The sequence below is a fragment of the Nonomuraea sp. B5E05 genome, from assembly GCF_039880665.1.
Classification (GTDB): domain Bacteria; phylum Actinomycetota; class Actinomycetes; order Streptosporangiales; family Streptosporangiaceae; genus Nonomuraea.
Map to the genome: position 1 here is coordinate 634,470 of NZ_JBDPMJ010000001.1, position 18,389 is coordinate 652,858.

General features: G+C 71.9%; 17 protein-coding genes. 5 read left to right on the plus strand and 12 right to left on the minus strand.

The window, feature by feature from the left end; all coding sequences use genetic code 11:
* Positions 1 to 14: 14 nt before the first annotated feature.
* The 3 genes from ABGB01_RS02935 to ABGB01_RS02945 form a co-directional block, all read right to left on the minus strand.
* Positions 15 to 698 (minus strand): TetR/AcrR family transcriptional regulator C-terminal domain-containing protein, encoded by a 684-nt coding sequence (locus ABGB01_RS02935; protein ID WP_347769957.1) that lies wholly within the window; start codon positions 696 to 698, stop codon positions 15 to 17.
* 72 nt (positions 699 to 770) lie between these two features.
* Complete coding sequence (locus ABGB01_RS02940) at positions 771 to 2,504, minus strand: ABC transporter ATP-binding protein (protein WP_347769959.1); 1,734 nt, start codon at positions 2,502 to 2,504, stop codon at positions 771 to 773.
* A complete protein-coding gene (locus ABGB01_RS02945; RefSeq protein WP_347769961.1) occupies positions 2,501 to 4,309 on the minus strand; it encodes an ABC transporter ATP-binding protein in 1,809 nt (602 codons plus the stop codon). The genes ABGB01_RS02940 and ABGB01_RS02945 overlap by 4 nt, the downstream gene beginning before the upstream one ends.
* 247 nt (positions 4,310 to 4,556) lie before the next feature.
* Here ABGB01_RS02945 and ABGB01_RS02950 point away from each other — a divergent pair, with 247 nt between their 5' ends.
* Complete coding sequence (locus ABGB01_RS02950; protein ID WP_347769963.1) at positions 4,557 to 6,554, plus strand: endo-1,3-alpha-glucanase family glycosylhydrolase; 1,998 nt, start codon at positions 4,557 to 4,559, stop codon at positions 6,552 to 6,554.
* A gap of 37 nt (positions 6,555 to 6,591) precedes the next feature.
* Here the strand turns inward: ABGB01_RS02950 and ABGB01_RS02955 are convergent, their stop codons facing one another.
* The 5 genes from ABGB01_RS02955 to ABGB01_RS02975 form a co-directional block, all read right to left on the minus strand.
* Positions 6,592 to 7,380, minus strand: a complete 789-nt coding sequence (locus ABGB01_RS02955; protein ID WP_347770168.1) for an alpha/beta hydrolase — start codon at positions 7,378 to 7,380, stop codon at positions 6,592 to 6,594.
* Between the two features lie 38 nt (positions 7,381 to 7,418).
* Complete coding sequence (locus ABGB01_RS02960; protein WP_347769965.1) at positions 7,419 to 8,624, minus strand: amidohydrolase family protein; 1,206 nt, start codon at positions 8,622 to 8,624, stop codon at positions 7,419 to 7,421.
* On the minus strand, positions 8,621 to 9,061 hold the full coding sequence (locus ABGB01_RS02965) for a GAF domain-containing protein (RefSeq protein WP_347769967.1): 441 nt from the start codon (positions 9,059 to 9,061) through the stop codon (positions 8,621 to 8,623). The genes ABGB01_RS02960 and ABGB01_RS02965 overlap by 4 nt, the downstream gene beginning before the upstream one ends.
* 43 nt (positions 9,062 to 9,104) lie before the next feature.
* Positions 9,105 to 9,644, minus strand: a complete 540-nt coding sequence (locus ABGB01_RS02970; protein ID WP_347769969.1) for a hypothetical protein — start codon at positions 9,642 to 9,644, stop codon at positions 9,105 to 9,107.
* 66 nt (positions 9,645 to 9,710) lie between these two features.
* Positions 9,711 to 10,061, minus strand: a complete 351-nt coding sequence (locus ABGB01_RS02975; RefSeq protein WP_347769971.1) for a helix-turn-helix domain-containing protein — start codon at positions 10,059 to 10,061, stop codon at positions 9,711 to 9,713.
* A 90-nt stretch (positions 10,062 to 10,151) separates the two neighbouring features.
* Between ABGB01_RS02975 and ABGB01_RS02980 the strand changes: the two genes are divergently transcribed.
* The gene (locus tag ABGB01_RS02980) at positions 10,152 to 11,258 is read left to right on the plus strand and encodes an FAD-dependent oxidoreductase (RefSeq protein ID WP_347769973.1); all 1,107 of its coding nucleotides are present in this window, start codon (positions 10,152 to 10,154) and stop codon (positions 11,256 to 11,258) included.
* A gap of 31 nt (positions 11,259 to 11,289) precedes the next feature.
* Here the strand turns inward: ABGB01_RS02980 and ABGB01_RS02985 are convergent, their stop codons facing one another.
* Together ABGB01_RS02985 and ABGB01_RS02990 are read right to left on the minus strand one after the other, a co-directional pair.
* The gene (locus tag ABGB01_RS02985; protein WP_138207519.1) at positions 11,290 to 11,940 is read right to left on the minus strand and encodes a response regulator transcription factor; all 651 of its coding nucleotides are present in this window, start codon (positions 11,938 to 11,940) and stop codon (positions 11,290 to 11,292) included.
* Positions 11,937 to 12,950: a HAMP domain-containing sensor histidine kinase gene (locus ABGB01_RS02990; protein ID WP_347769975.1), complete on the minus strand. Its 1,014-nt coding sequence runs from the start codon at positions 12,948 to 12,950 to the stop codon at positions 11,937 to 11,939. The genes ABGB01_RS02985 and ABGB01_RS02990 overlap by 4 nt, the downstream gene beginning before the upstream one ends.
* A gap of 290 nt (positions 12,951 to 13,240) precedes the next feature.
* On the opposite strand from ABGB01_RS02990, the gene ABGB01_RS02995 reads away from it, so the two are divergent.
* The 3 genes from ABGB01_RS02995 (at position 13,241) to ABGB01_RS03005 (ending at position 15,934) form a co-directional block, all read left to right on the plus strand.
* On the plus strand, positions 13,241 to 13,699 hold the full coding sequence (locus ABGB01_RS02995; protein ID WP_347769977.1) for a CBS domain-containing protein: 459 nt from the start codon (positions 13,241 to 13,243) through the stop codon (positions 13,697 to 13,699).
* A 229-nt stretch (positions 13,700 to 13,928) separates the two neighbouring features.
* A complete protein-coding gene (locus ABGB01_RS03000; protein WP_347769979.1) occupies positions 13,929 to 15,215 on the plus strand; it encodes an ArsB/NhaD family transporter in 1,287 nt (428 codons plus the stop codon).
* Positions 15,216 to 15,298: 83 nt separating this feature from the next.
* Positions 15,299 to 15,934, plus strand: a complete 636-nt coding sequence (locus ABGB01_RS03005; RefSeq protein ID WP_347769981.1) for a hypothetical protein — start codon at positions 15,299 to 15,301, stop codon at positions 15,932 to 15,934.
* Here ABGB01_RS03005 and ABGB01_RS03010 read toward each other — a convergent pair.
* Complete coding sequence (locus ABGB01_RS03010) at positions 15,931 to 17,331, minus strand: glycoside hydrolase family 28 protein (RefSeq protein WP_347769983.1); 1,401 nt, start codon at positions 17,329 to 17,331, stop codon at positions 15,931 to 15,933. The genes ABGB01_RS03005 and ABGB01_RS03010 overlap by 4 nt on opposite strands.
* A 29-nt stretch (positions 17,332 to 17,360) precedes the next feature.
* Complete coding sequence (locus ABGB01_RS03015; RefSeq protein ID WP_347769985.1) at positions 17,361 to 18,389, minus strand: family 43 glycosylhydrolase; 1,029 nt, start codon at positions 18,387 to 18,389, stop codon at positions 17,361 to 17,363.

Here is an 18,389-nt window from a genome sequence, read left to right on the forward strand (position 1 = left end):
GGCACCCTCGCGGCTCAGGGCGCGAGGCTCGCGGCGACGCCGTCGAGCACCAGTTTCAGCTTGCGGTCGAACCACGTCGCCGCCGGGTCCGTGAGCGCCTGCCGCATGATCGGAGCGAGCTCCGCGCCCACCGCCTCGGCCCAGGCGTCGGCCGTGCTGTCGCGGACGACGCTCTCGCCGGCCGGCGCGTCGAGCTGCTTGCCCCTGCTGAACACGTCGATCGTCAGGTCGAAGACGGTGTCGACGGCGAGGAAGGCGTTCTCGGCCGTGAAGCCGTAGCCGATCAGGCTGCGCACCGCCGCACCGAAGCGGAGCATCACCTCCTCGGGGAAGCGGGTGAGCCTGAGGAACTCCTTGACCAGCCCCGGATGCCGTTCCAGTACGTGCCAGACCGCGGCGGCCTGAGCCTCCAGGTCGGAGCGCCACTCGCCGGCCGGCTCCGGCCACGGGGCGGCGGCGATGGCCCGGTCGATCGCCACCATGACCAGCTCCTCGCGGTCGGCGACGTGGCGGTAGAGCGCCGAGTGGGCGACCTGGAGCCGGTCGGCGACGGTGGCCAGGGTGAGGTTGCCGAAGCCGACCGCGAGGGCGGCGTCGGCGATGGCGGGCCGGGTGATGCGCGGGGGACGGCCGCGCGGGCGGCCGCGCACGCGCCACTCCCGTCCGGAAACCCCGGGGCCCGCCTGCTCGCCGCCCATCACGCTCCCCGATCCCCGCTCATGCGCCCGCCTCTCGCACGAGCACGTCGCGGCGGGGGCGGCTCGCCGGACTCATGCCGGCTGGGTCAATCGCCAGCCGCGGGCTCGCGTTCGTTCCGTCCAGAACGCAGCGTACCGGCCGTCGAGGTCGAGCAGTTCCCGGTGGGTGCCGCGCTCCACGACGGCGCCGTCCTCCAGCATGACGATCTGGTCGGCGGCGGCGATCGTGGTCAGCCGGTGCGCGATGACGAGCAGGGTGCGGTCGCGGGCGAGCGTGGCGAGCGCGTCGATCAGGGCGGACTCGTTCTCCGGGTCGAGCGCGGCGGTGGCCTCGTCGAGCAGCACGATGGGGGCGTCCTTGAGCATCGCGCGGGCGATGGACACCCGCTGCCGCTCGCCGCCCGACAGAGTGGCGCCGGCCTCGCCGATCCTGGCCTGCCAGCCGCCGGGCAGGCGCTCGGCGATCTCGTCGACCCGGGCCAGCCGGCCCGCCTCGCGCACCTCCTCCTCGGTGGCCTCGGGACTGCCGATCCTGATGTTGTCCTCCAGGGTGCCCTCGAACAGGTAGACGTCCTGGAACACGATCGACAGCTGCGCCATCAGGTCCTCCGGCGCGTAGTCGCGCACGTCGTTCCCCGACACCCGCACCACACCCGAGCCCGCGTCCCAGAAGCGGGCGATGAGCCGGGTGAGCGTGGTCTTGCCGGAGCCCGACGGCCCGACCAGGGCGGTCACGGTGCGGGGGGCGACGGTGAAGCTCACGTCACGCAGCACCGGCCGCTCGGCGTAGGCGAAGCCGACGCCGTCCAGTTCGATCGACGGCTCACCCGCCCGCGCCCTGCCGGTCGCCGGGCCGGTGACCGGCAGCGGCGGGGTGTCGAGCACCACCTTGATGCGGCGCAGGCTGCCGCGCGCCATGCGCAGCTCGCCGCCGACGTCTGCGGCGGCGAGCAGCGGCTCGGTGAACCGCACGGCCAGCACCAGCACCCCGACCAGCTCCGGTACGTCCACCGCGCCGCCGAGCGCCAGCGCGCAGCCGGCGATCAGGATCGCGGTGAAGGCGAGCTGTACGGTCAGCGCGACCGTGCCCAGCCCCGGCAGCGTGGTGCGCAGCAGCCGCCGCAGCGTGCTGCGCTGCCGCACCAGCGCGTCGTCGAGCAGGTCGTAGCCGTCGGCGGTGCGCCCGAACGCCCGCAGCGAGGGCTGCTGCCTGGCGAACTCCACCACCCGGTCGGCCCCCTCGGCGCCGGCGTCGTCCATCGCGGTGTCGCTGCGCTGCACCAGGCTCTGCGTCCACCGGAAGGCCAGCCACAGGAACGGCGCCGTGAGCAGGGCCGCCAGCCCGAGCCGCCAGTCGAAGACGAACATGCACACCAGCACGGTCGCCGGCGCCGCCACCGCGCTCACCACGACCTGCAGCAGGTGGGCGGGCACGCTCATCACGTCCATGACGCCCTTGCCGACGAGCTGCCCGAGCCGCCCCACGCGGTCGGCGCTGAACCAGCCGACCGGCAGCCCGGCCACGTGGTCGCCGAGCCGGTGGTAGAGGGTGCGCAGGGCGGCCAGGCCGACCGCGTAGCCGTACTGGGCCTGCACGTAGGAGGCGACGGCGGTGGCCACGACCACGGCGGCGAACGCGGCCAGCCACGGCCCGACCGCCTCGCCCGACAGCAGCGCCCGCAACACCGGCACCAGCATGGCGAACGACAGGCCCTGCAGCACGCCGTACACGGCCATCGCGAGCAGGCTGCGGCGCAGGCGCGCGCCGTGTTCTGGGCCGAGCACGGCCCCCAGCTCTCCGATCATTTTCTCGTCCAATCCCGCTCGTCGTCGCGTACGTGCGCCGCCCACATCCGGGTGTAGAGCCCGCCCGCCGCGAGCAGCTCGTCGTGAGTGCCGCGTTCGGTGATCCGGCCGCCGTCGAGCACGGCGATCTGGTCGGCGCCGGTGATCGTGCTCAGCCGGTGCGCGATGACCAGCAGCGTGCGCCCGGCCACCAGCGTGGACAGCGCGTCCTGGATGGCCGACTCCGACTCGGGGTCGGCGAAGGCGGTGGCCTCGTCCAGCACCAGGATCGGCGTGTCGGCCAGCAGGGCGCGGGCGATCGCGACGCGCTGCGCCTCGCCGCCGGACAGGTGGGCGTCCTCGCCGACCACCGAGTCGTAGCCGCGCGGCAACTCCGCGATCCGGTCGTGGATCTGCGCGGCGCGGGCCATGCGCTCGATCTCCTCGCGCCCCGCGCCCGGGCGGCCGAGCGCGATGTTGTCCGCCACGGACGTGCGCAGCAGTTGCACGTCCTGCAGCACGAAGCCGACATGGTGGTACAGCTCGGCGGAGCCGATAGTGCGTACGGCGGCCCCGCCGACCGTGATCTCCCCCGCGTCGGGGTCATAGAAGCGGGGCAGCAGCTTGGCCAGCGTGGACTTGCCGGAGCCCGACGGCCCGACGAGCGCGGTGACGGTGCCGGGCTCCAGCGAGAGGCTCACCTCGCGCAGCACCGGCGTCGTGCCGTCGTAGGAGAACGACACGTCGCGGAAGTCGACCGCGTGGCCGACCGGGCGCACCGGGGTCTCGGGCTCGGGCAGCGGCGGCGTGTCGAGCAGCGCGGCCACCCGCCCCGCGGACTCGGCAGCGCTCCTCAGCCGCATCGAGCCCATGTCCAGGGCCAGGAAGGGCGCCGTCAGCGCCACGCCGACCAGCACGAACGGCAGCACGTCGACCGGCTCGATCCAGCCGTTCGCGGCGAACAGCGCACCCCCGGCCGCGGACACCAGCAGCATGGCGGGCGGCGAGATGAACGCCATGGACAGGCCGCTGAGCCGGAGCATGGGGCGCACCCAGGCGCCGAAGAAGCCGGCGAAGTCGTCGGCGGCCTCGGCGAAGCGCCGGTAGGAACGCCGGGTCTGGCCGAACGTCTTGATCACGGCGATGCCCTGCACGAACTCGACCACGGCCGAGCTGATCCGGCTGTTCGCCTCGCTCCAGCGCCGCATCTGCTCGTCGTAGCCGCGCATCATGATCGCGAAGGCGGCGGCGAACAGCGGGACCGGGATGAGCACGACGAGCGTGAGCCGCCAGTCGACGTACAGCAGGTAGGCCAGCGCGGCCAGCGGGGTCACCACGGCCGCGAGCAGGTCGAGCGCCGCGTGCGCGACCAGGTGGTGCATCTCCCTGACGTCGTCCTGGAGCACCTTCTTGACGTGGCCGGAGTTGCGCTCGCCGAACCAGCCCAGCGGCACCCGCGACAGGTGCGCGGCCATCCGGCGACGCAGGTGGAGCTGCAGGTCGGCGTCCGCGAAGTGGGTGATCGCGCCGGCCACCCCGAAGGAGACGAACCTGACCAGCAGGCCCGCGACGGCGAGTGCGGCGATCGGCCAGACCCGGCCGGGGCCGCCGGCTCCCGGGCTGAGCAGCACGCGGGCCAGCTCCGCCACGCACACGAAGGGCACGAGCGCCGAGATCGCGTACACGACCTGGAACGCGGCGGCGGCGATGAGCCGTGGCCTGATGGGGGCGAGCAGCGCGATGAGCGCGGCGCGGCCGGGGGCGGGCGTGTCGTCGCCGTCCGGCGCGGGCGCCACGGGGACGGCCGCCTCGGCGGTGATGGTCATGGGATGGGCCTCCAGCGGTTCGCGTGGTGCCCTTCATTTTGTTACAAGCTGTCTTGAATAGGCAAGGGTCACCTAACAAGCTTCACGCGCACAGGGGTGTTGCGGGGGAGCATCGCTTCGTGATCATGTGCTGACCAGGCGTGATTTATGGTGATTTGCCCCGTTCCATTTCCTGAAGTCACCGCAGGACGTTCACCCGCCCCCTTAGCTTGACGGTGATCTTTCGGCACGAACCCATAGGAGGGTCATGTTCTCCCGGCACCGGCGGGTGGGACCCACGTTGATCGCCGTCGTCCTGTCACTCGGCATGACGGCCGCGGCGGCGCCCGCGTCCGCGCGCCCGTCATCCACGCGTACGTCATCGACCGCGTTATCCGCGGAACGCGTCACGATCCCCGCCACGGCCGACGTGTTCGTCAGCCAGGCCGAGCCCGCCAAGAGCTTCGGCACCGCCACGTGGATGTCCGTGTGCGGCGCGGCCTGCGGCGGCAAGACCTCCGCGCAGCGGCTCGCGCTCACCAGATTCAAGGTCTCCGGCATCCCAGGTGACGCCACGAACGTCAAGGCCACCATCGAGGTCACCTCAGCCAGGACGACCGGCACGAAGGTGTCCGCCCGCCCGGTCACCGGCGACTGGACGGAGACCGGCACCGTCTGGAACGACCGGCCGGAGACCGGCGCCGTGATCGCCTCGCACAGCGGCTTCACCGCCGGCGAGAAGGCCGAGCTGGACGTCTCGTCCGCCGTCACCGGCAACGGCACCTACTCCTTCGCCCTCACCGGGACCGACGAGACGACGACGGTCCTGTTCTCCTCGCGCGAGACAGGCGACCGCGGTCCCAAGCTGACCGTCACCTACACCACAGGAACGCCTGCGCCCTGCGCCGCGCTGCCCTTCGACAAACCCTCGGTCGCCGCGCTGCGCGCCTCCGCCAAGAAGGCGTTCGCGTTCTACTTCCCGCCCTTCCCCGTGTCCATCGACAACAAGGACCCCGCGAAGGACCAGTACGCCTCCTGGCTCGACCCGGACGGCTCCGGCGGCGCGTACAAGGACCGGGGCGGCTACCTCAGGGACCGCCCGGTGACCCGCTCCGTGCGGCCGGAGTCGCACTGGCGCAGGCTCGACTTCGAGATGGAGGTGCGCCAGGCGATCAAGCAGGGGCTCGACGGGTTCATCTACGAGCACCACACCTCCAGCGACCAGCGCTGGAACCACCTGCCCGAGCTGCTGGACGCCGCCAGGAACGTCGACCCCGGTTTCAAGATCATGCTCAGCCCGGACTTCCCGACCGAGTCAGGCGCGTCCGTCTCGAAGGTGGTCTCCGACATCCTGCTGGTCAAGGGGCATCCGTCGCTCTTCACGCTGCCGGACGGCAGCGTGCTGCTCACGCCGTACCACGGTGACCGCCAGCCGCCTTCCTGGTGGCAGCAGGTGCGGGACGAGCTGGCCGCCAAGGGCATGAAGACGTCGCTGATGATGTCGTTCAACTACTGGAGCGGCAGCGGCAAGACCGAGTGGGACGACCACGTCCACGGCTACTCCTCCTGGGGAGCCAACCGGCCCGAGGTGACGGACGCGTTCCGTCGCGCCTCCGAGGCCACGCACGCGCGCGGCCTGAAATACATGGCCCCGATCGGTTTCGAGGACACCAGGGCCAAGGAGCTGCACTACTGGGAGGCGCAGAACAGCAGCACCCTGCGCGGCTCGTGGAAGGCCGCGATCGACGGCAAGGCCGACTGGGTGCAGCTCGTCACCTGGAACGACTACGGCGAGTCGCAGCAGGCGCCCTCCAAGGTGCGCGGCGAGGTGCTCGCCGAGGTGAACACGTACTACACGACGTGGTTCAAGACGGGCGAGGCTCCTGAGATCGTCCGCGACGGCCTCTACTACTTCCACCGCAGCCACAAGGCGAACGCCCCCTACGACACGAGCAAGCAGACGGCCGGCAAGTTCACCATCCCGGCGGGTCCCGGGCCGGTCGACGACGTCGAGCTGCTGGCCTTCGTCAAGGAGCCGGGCACGCTGGTCATCAAGCAGGGCTCCGACGTGAAGACCAAGGAGGTCACCAGCACGGGCGTGGTGTCGTTCAAGGCGCCGATGGTGCCGGGCACGACGCCGGTCTTCGAGCTCCGGCGTGACGGCGAGACCGTCCAGACCCTGACGAGCAAGACACCGATCAGGGCCAGCGTCACGTACCAGGACATGATCTACCACGCCGGTGGCGGCACCGGCTGCTCCGGCTAGCGCGCACTCCGTCCTGGCGCGGCCGTCCGCGCCAGGACTACGCCCCGCGGACCCGCCCGGCCAGGTCCACCACGGCTCCGATCAGCTCCTGGCCGGACAGCAGGGCCAGGTCGTTGTGGCCGGCTCCGGGCACTTCGACGGTCCTGACGTTTCCCGCCGCATCGGCGACGGCCTTGCTCAGGCGGGGCGGCACGATCGTGTCGGCCGTGCCGTACACGACCACGACGGGCGCCCGCACGCCCCCGATGTGCTCCGCGACCGGGAAGCGGTCCCGCAGCAGCGCCCTGACCGGCAGGAACGGATAGGCCTCCTGGCCCGCCGCGGCCAGGTCGGTGAACGGCGAGCGCAGCACCAGCCCCGCGGGCGGGCGCTCGCGCGCCAGCCGGGTCACCACCCCCGCGCCCAGGCTCTCACCGAAGTAGACCACCCGCGCGTCGCCCAGGAAGGCCCGCGCGGCGAGCGCGTCGAGGCGCAGGCCCTCCTCCGTGGGCGTGCCCGGGTTGCCGCCGTAGCCGCGGTAGTCCATCAGCAGCACCGGCAGGCCGCGCGCCGCCAGCGCCCTGGCCAGCGGCGCCCGGTGCAGCCTGTTGCCCGCGTTGCCGCCGGCGACCAGCACGGTCACGTCGTGGTCGCCGGGCACGTACCAGGCTCCGAGCCTGAGCCCGTCGCCCGTCGTGAACGAGACGTCGCGCGCCCCGGGGATGACCTGGCTCGCGGGCGGCACCCGCGCGCCGTCCGGCAGGTAGATCAGCCGCCGCTGGAAGATCCAGAGCAGCCCGAGAAGCAGGACCAGCACCGCGACGATCACCAGAACGGTGCGCGCCATCGTCGTCACCCTGCCCACGGTACGCACCCGGCGCCGGCTCAGGCGATCACGCCCGCCTGCACGACGTGGCGGATGTGCTCCGGGCCGGCCAGCACGCCGGCGTCGCCGAGCGGGTCGCCGTCGAGCACCAGCAGGTCGGCGTGCGCTCCCATGTCCAGCGTGCCGATCTCGCCCGCCATGCCGGCCAGCTCGGCCGCGACCGTCGTGGCCGAGCGCAGCACGTCGATCGGCTGCTGCACCTCGCAGCGCAGCCGGAACTCGTGGTTCTGGTGCCGATGCATGTCGCCCAGCAGATCGCTGCCGTAGACCAGGCGCACGCCGCCGCGGGCGGCGCGCTCCAGCGCGGCCAGCCCCGCGCCGAGCACCTCGTCCACCTTGCGCACGCTCGCTTCGGGCAGCCCGGACGCGCGGCCCTCCTCCTTGAGCGCCCAGTACGTCACCAGCGTCGGCACGAGGAACGCGTCGTGCCGCAGGAACAGCTCGACGCTGTCGTCGTCGATCAGGTTGCCGTGCTCGATGGAGCGGATGCCCGCCTCCAGCGCCCGGTTGACGGCCCGCGCCGTGTAGGCGTGGGCGGCGACGTACCGGTTGGCGGCCTCGGCCTCCTCGACGGCCGCGCGCAGCTCGTCCATCGAGTACTGGGTCGAGTCGATCCTGTCGGTGGGGGAGGCCACGCCGCCGGAGGCCATGACCTTGATATGGTGCGCGCCCTTGCGCAGCTCGTCGCGGGCGGCCGCGCGCACCGCGTCGACGCCGTCGGCGACCCGGCCGAGGCCGGCGCAGCACGGGTGGTCGTCGTGCAGGTGCTCGCCGGGGCGGCGGAAGTCGGCGTGACCTCCGGTCTGGCTCAGCCCCTTGCCGCCGAACAGCAGCCTGGGGCCGCGGATCAGCCCCTCCGCCTGGGCGGCGGCCAGCCCGAAGTCCGCGCCGGACGCGTCGCGGACCGTGGTGAAGCCGCGCTCCAGCATGCCGCTCATGATGCGGGCGCTGTGCGCGGCCACGTACGACGGCGCCATGGAGCCGATGGCGCCGAGGTCGGCGGTCAGGGCGGTGACGTGCACGTGCGCGTCGATGAGGCCGGGCACGACGTACGCGCCCGCGAGGTCGAGCACGCGGGTGCCGTCGGGCGCGCTCAGCCTGGGGCCGGTCTCGACGATGCGGCCGCCGGCGCAGCGCAGGTCGGCCTCGGTGTACGCGCCGGTCGTCACGTCGAGCAGCAGGCCGTTGCGGAGCAGCAGGCTCATGCGTCACCTCCCTGGACGGCCGCGCGCAGGGCGGGCGCGGCCGCGGGCGCGAGCGACCGGGCGGCGGCCACCGACGCCTCGTCGTACCGGCCTTCCGCGTCGAGCAGGTTGAGCACGCCGAGCACCCGGCCGCCGTCGGTCACGGGCACGTTGATGACCGCTCCGCACCCCAGGCTCTCGATCAGCTCGTGGTCGGCGAAGATCTCCCGCACGGCGGCCCGGTCCGCGCCGGGGTACGGCTGCCCGCCCTCGATGCACCGGGCCAGCCGGCCCTGGGCGACCTCCACGCTCTTCTCGCCGCCCACCGGGTACTGCTCGGGGTGGCTGCTGTGGACGCGGCGCAGCGTGCGTCGTCCGGGGATCCAGGCGAGCACCGTGAAGAGCCGCACGCCCACCTCTCGCCGCACGCGCTCCTCCACCTCGGGAAGTCCGTTCATCGGGTCGCCTCCTTGGCAGGTTCCGTCAGTTCTTCATGACGTCCTACAGCCAGCCGGCGCGGACGCTGGTCGCCGGTTCCGTGCCAGGCGGGGTGCCGAGCCGGCCGGCACGCACGCCGTCGAGCATCCGGCCGACCGTCTCCACGATCTCCGGCGCGCTCTCGCGCAGCCCGGCCACGTCGGCGGGGCTCGCCTCGTCACGGTCGGCGCCGGCCCGGTCGAGGACGTCTCCAAGGTCGGCGAGGCGCTCGGCCAGCCACTTCAGCGGCTCGGCGGACAGTTGCCGGTCGAACACCCGCTCACCGGGCTCCCACCCGCTGGTGCCGGGGTGGTGGTGGGTGCGGTCGAAGCTGCCGGGCGTGCCGTCGACCGACTCCAGCAGGTCGACCCGCCAGATCGGCCGGTCGATGGTGATGGGCCTGGCGGAGTAGATCGACCCCTGTAGCTCGCCTGGCTCGAGCCTGCGCAGCTCCAGGCGCACGCCGCGCTCGGCTCCCTCCTGGCCTTTCATGGGGTTGGGGTCGACGAAGTAGATGTCGCTGACGGCCACGCCGATCCGATCGAAGCCGAAGAGGTAGAGCACGGGGAACCACTCCTCACGCCGGTGTCCTGGGGGCTCTCCGCTCACCGTACCCGTCGCGCGCGGAGGCTAGCCGCCCTCGGGTTTCAGGTGCTCGTCGGCCCACTGGGAGATCTGGTGCAGCGCGGGCATCAGCGCCTTGCCGCACTCGGTCAGCTCGTAGGAGACCGTGACGGGCGGGCCCTCGTCGACGGTGCGCGCGACCAGGCCCTCCTTGGTCAGCTCGGACAGCCGGTCGGACAGCACGGAGTCGCTGAGCCCGTCGATCGCCCGGGACAGCTCGCGGAACCCGGCGGGGCCGGCGCGCAGGCTCCCGAGCACGACGGCGCTCCAGCGTTTGCCCAGGATCGTGAACGCGCGGGTCAGTGCGGCGTCGCTGCGGACGCACTCGTGCATGTCGTGCGTAGGTGCCGTCGCCATGCCTCCAAACTAGCGCATTCAATGGCGCTTTGATTTTCCTAGCGAGTATGAATACTGTAGCGACATCTTGATTCCTAGCAAGGAGATGTCATGGTGGAGAGTGCCGTCACGCGCCCGAGCGTCGTGGTCCTCGGCGGTGGTTACGGCGGCCACAAGGTGGCCAAGCTGCTCGACGACGTGGCAGACGTGACCCTGGTCGACCCGTCGGAGTCGTTCGTGCACAACCTCGCGTCATGGCGGGCGCTGGTCGATCCGCAGTGGCTGGACCGGATCTTCCTGCCCTACAGCCGCCTGCTGGTTCACGGGCGATACCTGCGTGATCGCGCCGTGGCGGCGGACGGGCGCCGGGTGACGCTCGCCTCGGGCCGCACCCTCGAGCCCGACTACCTGGTCCTCGCGACGGGCTCGTCGTACCCGTTCCCCGCCAAGATGGAGGAGCCCGACACGGAGGCGGCCAAGGCCCGGGTGCGCGACGCCCACGAGGCCCTGCGCAGCGCGGAGCGCGTGCTCCTGATCGGCGCGGGACCGGCCGGTCTCGAACTCGCCGGGGAGATCAAGGCGTCCTTCCCCGGCAAGCACGTGACCCTCGCCGACGCGGCGCCCGACATCCTGCCGGGCCCGTTCGGCCAGGAGCTCCGCGACGAGCTGCGCAGGCAGCTGGACGCCCTCGGCATCGAGCTCAGGCTCGGAAGCAGGCTGCGCGAGCTCCCGGACGTGGCCCCCGCCACGGCCGCGCCCGTCGCGATCGCCACGGAGACGGGTGACAAGATGACCGCCGACATCTGGTTCCGCTGCTTCGGCGCGACGCCGCGCACGGACTACCTGCGCGGCTCACTCGCGCTCGCCCGTGACGGGCGGGGACAGGTGCGGGTGGACGAGCACCTGCGCGTCCAGGGTCACGACCGGGTCTTCGCGATCGGCGACATCTCCGACGCCGACCGCGACATGGCCGCGTTCGCCGGCGCCCAGGGCGAGCTCCTCGCGGCGAACCTCCGTACGCTGATCACCGGTGAGGGCGAGCCGGCCGCCTACGAGAAGCAGCCGACCGTGATCCTCGTCCCGCTCGGGCCCGAGGGCGGCGCCGGGCAGTTGCCCGGGCAGGACGGCATCGTCGGCGCCGAGACGGCCTCCGAGATCAAGGGGCGCACCATGCTGGTCGAGCGGGCCGCCGCGCTGTTCGACGCCCGCTCCGCCTGACGCGAGCCGCCCGCCTCGCGCGCGGCCGGCGTCATGGCTCGACGAGGCCGGCCCTGATGGCGTAGCGGGTCAGCTCGAGCCGGTCGCGCATGCCGAGCTTCTGCAGGATGTTCGCGCGGTGCCGGTCGACGGTCTTCACGCTGATGACCAGCGTCTCGGCGATGTCCTTCGCCGAATTGCCCTCGGCGATCAGCTTGACGATCTCCTCCTCCCTGGGCGTCAGGATGCTCTCGGGCATGCGCTCGCCCTCGCGGTCACGCTGCAGGTAGTCGCGGATGAGCGCGGTGACCGCGCCGGGGTAGAGGAACGGCTCGCCGCGCATCGTGGCCCGGCAGGCCTCCAGGAGGTCCTGGTCGGCGGCCGACTTGAGCACGTAGCCCGAGGCGCCGACCTTGAGCGCCTCGAAGAAGTACTGCTCGTTGTCGTACATCGACAGGATCAGGATGCGGATGCCGGGCGCGCGCCTGGAGATCTCGCGGGCCGCCTGCAGGCCCGTCATGCGCGGCATCGCGATGTCGAGAATGGCCAGGTCGACCGCGTCGTCCGAGGCCGCGGCGACGGCTTCGGCGCCGTCGGCGGCCTCGGCGACCACCTCCAGGTCGGGCTCGGCGTTGAGGATCAACCGCAACCCCTGACGGACCAGGGAGTGGTCGTCGGCAAGCAGGATCCGGGTCTTGTTCACGGGCGGAGGCTCCGATTCGCGATGTCCGGGACGACCAGGCTCACGCACGTGCCCTCGCCTGGCGGGGAGTCGATGTCCAGGCGGGCACCTATGAGCAGGGCGCGCTCCCGCATGCCCCGGATCCCGGCGCCCTCCCGGAGCACGCCTCCCCGGCCATTGTCGGTGATGCGCAGGGCCAGCCGGCGGCCGTCCGTGGTCAAAGAGAGCTCGGCGCGGGTGGCGTCGGCGTGCCTGGCGATGTTCGTGAGGCTCTCCTGGGCGATCCGGTAGAGGACGAGCTCCACGTCCGCCCCCAGGTCGGGCAGGTCCGGGTCGATGGCGCGGGTCACCCGCGTGCCGCTCCGCTGCGCGAGGTCGCTGCTCAACGCGCTCAGCGCGGCGTGCAGGCCGAGGTCCTCCAGCACGCCGGGGCGCAGCCTGCGGGCGACCTGGCGCACCTCGTCGAGGCTGGCCCGCACGCTCTCCTGGACGTCGCGCAACTCGTCCTTGAGACCGGCGGGGGCGCGGTCGACCACCCGCTTGAGGCCCAGCAGCACCACCGTCAGGCTCTGGCCGATCTCGTCGTGCAGCTCGCGGGCGATGCGCTGGCGCTCGCCCTCCTGGGCGGCCAGCGCGTGCGCGCTGCTCGCGCTGCGCTCCGCCTCCAGCCGGTCCAGCATCGCGTTGAACGTGTCGATCAGGTGGGCGAGGTCGCTGTTGCCGCTGCCGGCCAGCCGGTCGCCGGTGCGCAGCAGGTCTACCCGCTTCATGAGCGTGGTCAGCGCGTCGAGCGGCTCCAGGCTGCGGCGCAGCAGCAGCGCGTTGGCGGCCAGCATCAGAGCCAGCCCCACCAGCAGCACCGGCACCTCGGCCAGCACGACAGGCGCCGACACCGTGGCCGGCGAGACCGCCAGCACCAGTGTCCCCACCGCGTAGACCAGCCCGTTGATCACGAACAGCCGCCGGAACAGTGCCTGCGCAGGCGGACGTGGCACGGCCATGGCCGCCTGCCGGTCGGTACGCTCGGTCATCTTCCCAGCCTCGCACTGACGGGGCTCGGCTCGGCATGGTGGTCCATCCCGTCAGGGTCCTTGCCCCGGGTGCCGATGTCCATCCGGCCCGCCTCCCAATTGTCAGGGCCGCTGCTACACGTTCTACCCCGGCTCATATGGGTGCCAGACCCGATGGTGGCGGCAGGTGCCCGGCCACAAGACTGAGGCGAAGCCGGATTGGAGTCAGCGACATGCACCACACCACGCCCGGCATTGACGCCGTGACCCCGCCGGGAACGCCCGGTCACGCCCCCGAACCGGAAGATGCCATGCGCGCCAGAACCATCGCCGTGAACCTGCCGACCGTCACGGTCCGCGACCCGGTGACGAAAGCCGTGCGGCTCATGGCGTTGGGGCGGATGCCCGGCCTGATCGTCATCGACGACGCGGGCCGTCCCTGGAGCGTGCTTCCCGGCACGCAGGTTCTGCGGCTCGCGGTGCCGGGCGCGTACCAGGAGGACCCCGCGCTCTGCCGGACGGTGGACGAGGCCCACGCCGACCTGTTCTGGGGCGAGCTGGGAGACCTCACGGTGGGTGACTGCCTGCCGGTGCGACCAGCCGTCCCCGCGACCGTGCCACAGGACGCGACGCTGCTCGAGATGGCCGCCCTCATGGCCAGGCTGCGCAGCCCGATCATCGCGGTCGTCGCCTCCGACGGCACGCTCACCGGGGCCATCACCCTGGAACGGCTGCTCACCAGCCTCGCGCTCTCCGACCCGGACCACTGACCGCCCGAACCGACCGAACCGCTCCCCCCTCGGGCGTGTGCCACCGGCCACGTCCCGCTGCCGCGTGCTCACCTTTCCGTTGCCCCTTCTCGTGCCCGCTTTTGTCCGCCTCGTTTTCCGTGCTCCCTTCGGAGGCCATCACCATGTTCCGCCGGCAACCCTTGACGCCGTCATGTCCCGCGCCCGCACCATCCGCCTGCGACCAGGCCGTGCCGCCAGGGCATGACGGATGAGCGCCTTCTTCGCGCTCGGGATCTTCACGGTGGCGTTCTTCTTCATCGCCACCGAGAAGGTCGACAAGGTCAAGGTGGTGCTCATCGCCGCCGGGCTGATGGCCGTGACCGGCCTCATCCCCGGCGCCGGGGTGTTCTTTTCCGAACACGAGGGCATCGACTGGAACGTCATCTTCCTGCTGTTCGGCATGATGGTCATCGTCGGGATCATCAAGCAGACGGGGCTCTTCGACTATCTCGCGATCTGGGCCGCCAAACGATCGCGCGGCCGGCCCTACCGGCTGATGGTCATGCTGATGGTCATCACCGCGGTGGCCTCGCCCTTCCTGGACAACGTCACCACCATCATGCTGGTCGCGCCGGTCACCGTGGTGGTGTGCGACCGGCTGCACATCCCCGCGCAGCCGTACCTCATCGCCGAGGTCCTCGCCTCCAACATCGGCGGCGCGGCGACGCTCATCGGCGACCCGCCCAACATCATCATCGGCAGCCGCGCCGGCCTGACCTTCAACGACTTCATCATGCACATGGCACCCATCGTGGTGATCATCTTCGTGGTGTTCGTGCTGTTCACCCGGGTGCTGTTCCGCAACTCGTTCGAGTACCACGAGGAGCACGTCGCCGAGGTGATGGCGCTGCAGGAGCGGCGGGCCATCACCGACCCGCGGCTGCTCGTCCGGTGCCTGGCCGTGCTCGCCGGCGTCGTCGTCGCGTTCGGGCTGCACGCCGTGGTGCACATCGAGCCGTCGATCGTCGCCCTGGTGGGCGCCGGGGTGATGCTGCTGGTGTCCCGCTCGAACGTGCACGACACGCTGCGCGAGGTCGAGTGGCCCACGCTGGTGTTCTTCATGGGCCTGTTCGTCATGGTCGCGGGCCTGGGCCACACCGGCGTGATCGAGGCGATCGGCACCTGGGCCGTGGACGTGCTGGGCGACAACTACTTCCTCGCCGCCACGTCCCTGCTGTTCGGCTCCAGCGCGCTGGGCGCCTTCTTCGACAACATCCCGTACGTCGCCACGATGGCCCCCATCGTGGAGGGCGTCGTCGCGCAGGTGCCCGACCCGCAGACCGGCCAGGCTCTGTGGTGGGCGTTCGCCCTGGGCGCCGACTTCGGCGGCAACGGCACCGCGGTCGCCGCCAGCGCCAACGTGGTCGCCATCGGCATCGCCGCCCGCACCGGACACAAGATCAGCTTTTGGCGGTTCACCCGGTACGGGATCGTCGTCACCGTCCTCAGCACGGCGATGGCCTGGCTGTACGTCTGGCTGCGCTACTTCACCTGAGCCCGCCCCCGAGGACGGGCCAGGGTGAAATCAGGGACGATCACTGATGGGCCGGGCAGGCGCGAAAGGGCATCGTGATTCCCATGAACCCTGCGAACCGCCTGGCCCAGGCGTCCTTCACCGCCGGGCCGGCCGCCCTGCTCGGCGGCTGGCTCCTCATGCGTCCCATCGACGGCGATCTCGTGCCAGGCCCCTGGTGGACGGCCGCCCACGCGGTCTGGCTGGCCGGCTTCGCGATGTTCGGCGTCATGGTGCCGGCGCTGCGCGGCGTGGCCGGGCCCGTGACGGGCGGGCGGCGCGCGGCGGTGGACGCGGCCGTGGCGGCTGCCCTGCTCGGCGTCGCCGCCAACGTCGTCCAGCTCACCATCGACCTGTACGCGGGCTTCACCGCCGTGGACGAAGCGGCCATGCGGGCGGTCTTCGAGCGGGTGAAGGGCTATCCCGGGGTCGAGGTGCTGGTCTACTCGGCGGGCGCGCAGCTGTTCTACGCCGCCCTCGTGGCGCTGGCCCTCATCCTGGCCGCGCTGCGCCGGGTCACCCCCGTGGGCGCCGGCGTCACCGTCGTCGGGGTGGCCGTGATGGCGGTGGCGACGTTCCAGACGGGCCGCGACTCGGCGCTGGTGGCGGTGGGCATGGCGCTCATCTGGCTCGGCGTGCTGCTCCTCGGCCGCGGGCCTCATGAGCAGGGCCGCGCCCCGCTCATGAGGCCCGTCGCCTAGACGCGCCGGCCGTTGACCCACACGTTGCGCAGTACCAGGCCCGTCACGTCGGTCACCACGTCGTCCTCCGCCATCTCCTCGAACACGCTGTTCGACACCCGCAAGCCCCTGATCGGGTTGCCCGGGTTGCCGATGAGGGCGAACGCCCTGGGCGCCCGCCCGGCCCGCAGCCGCCGGATGTCGATCCGGCCGACGTCGGGGAAGTAGGGGCCGGTGTGCTTGTTCTCGTAGTTGAGCGCCACCTCGATGACCGCGTCGGCCGCCTGCCCCACGGTGATGTCCTTGACGTAGACGTCCCTGACGTACCCGCCGCGCTCGGGGTTGGTCTTGATGCGCACCGCCCGCTCCAGGCGGGCGCTGCTCATCGTGCAGTTCCACGCGAACACCCAGCTCACCCCGCCGGTGGTCTCGCTGCCGATGGTCACCCCGCCGTTGCCGTCGCGCATCACGCACGAGTCCACGAGCACGTTCGTGGACGGCGCGTCCACCCGGCGGCCGTCGGCGTTCTTGCCCGCCTTGATCGCCACGCAGTCGTCGCCCGTGTTGAACTCGCACCGCTCGATGAGCACGTCCACGCAGGACTCGGGGTCGCAGCCGTCGTTGTTCGGGCCGTGCGGGCTGTCCACGGTGACCCCGCGGACGGTCACGTTCGTGCACAGGACCGGGTGGATGTTCCACATGGGGGAGTCCTTGACGGTGACGCCCTCGATGAGCACGTTGCGGCACCGGTAGAGCTGGATCAGGTTCGGCCGCAGGTGGTGGCCCTCTCCGAACACCCGCTCCGCGACCGGCACGCCCTCCTCGGCCATGCTCGCGAGCAGCTTCTTGTCCGGGCCCTCCGTGGGGGGCGGGTCGCTCGACCAGTCCCACCAGTGCTCGGCGTCGGCCTGGCCGTCGATGACGCCGTCGCCGGTGATCGCGACGTTGGTCCTGCCGTGGGCGTAGATGAACGGGGAGTAGTTCATCAGCTCGATGCCCTCGTACCGGGTGTGCACGACGGGCAGGTAGTCGGCGGGGTCGCGGCTGAACCTGATCGTCGCCCCCGCCTCCAGGTGCAGATCGACGTCGTCGGCCAGGTGGATCGCGCCCGTCAGGTACGTGCCCGCCGGCACCAGCACACGCCCGCCGCCCGCCGCCGAGCAGGCCGCGATCGCGTCACGGAAGGCCTGGGTGCACATGGTGTCCCCGTCACCGGCGGCCCCGTGGTCGGTGATCGGGAAGGTGCGGCTGGGGAAGCGCGGCGGCTTGATGCGCCGCCTGATCCGTGGCACCCGGCTCCACGCCGCCGCGGCGGGGTCGGTGCTGGTGGCCAGGGCGGCGTCCGCACGGCCGGCCACCCCGGCGGCCAGCACGCCGCCCACGGCTCCGGCCAGCAACCTTCTGCGTAACTGGTCCATCGAAATCCTCCGTCTGCGCTAAGGGTTCTTCAGCCGCGGGCCATCGAGATGCCCCGCCGCTCCGCCTGGGTGTGCTCGCCGACCTGGTACGGCTCGCAGCGCCGCGCCGCCGTGTAGAAGTGGTACGGCCGTCCGTCCCGCGAGACGACGGCGGGTTTGTGCGCGTACGTCTCGTCCACCGACCCGGGCGGGCCCACGTCGACGAGGATCTCGCCGCTCTTGTGCCAGGTGCGCAGGTCGCGGGAGACCGCGTAGCTCTCGCGGGCGTGCCCGTCGAAGGAGAGCCCGAAGTAGAACATCACCCACCAGTCGCCGTCGCGCAGCACGCACGGGTCGGAGGCGAACCGTTCGTCGAAGGCTCCCTCGCCGCCGTGCGGCACGACCGGCTCGGAACCGGGCCGCTCCCAGCGGTCGAGGTCGGGGGAGACGGCGTAGCCGATCTGCTCACGCCAGCCGCCGTAGGTGCGGTTCTTGGCGTTGTAGAAGCAGTAGTAGAGGCCGTCGTGGCGCAGCAGCCACGACTTGTACAGGCCGCCGCGCTCCCAGGGGCCGCCGTCCTGGGGACGCAGCACCGCGCCGGTGTCCTTCCAGGTCCGCAGGTCGTCGCTTTCCAGGAAGCCGATGACGCCGGCGCCCACCTCCATGCCGGCCTCCGGGTAGGCGTGGTAGGTGGCGAGCGCCCGGCCGTCCAGCCAGGTCACCTGGCCGGCGGAGCCCAGCCGGTTGTCGCGCACGATCGACGTGAGCGCCGCGTTTTGACGCCGGTGGGGGTGCGCGGGGTCGCGCGGCAGGATCACCTCGCCGGGGCTCCACGACTCCAGGTCCGGTGAGCGGCTCAGCGCGGTCTGGTAGCCGGTCCCGTCGAAGCCGACGTACGTCATCAGGTATTCGCCGCCGTCGGAGCACACGAACGGGCAGTCCACGAAGAGGCTGTCGAAGCGGCCGGGCTCGCGCGACGGCTCGACCAGCAGCCGGCCGGCCTTGTCCGGCGTCCTGACGCGCGCCGGGTCGTACGCGTTCACCGCCTCGTTCGCCGTCTCGTTCACTGGCCCGCTCAT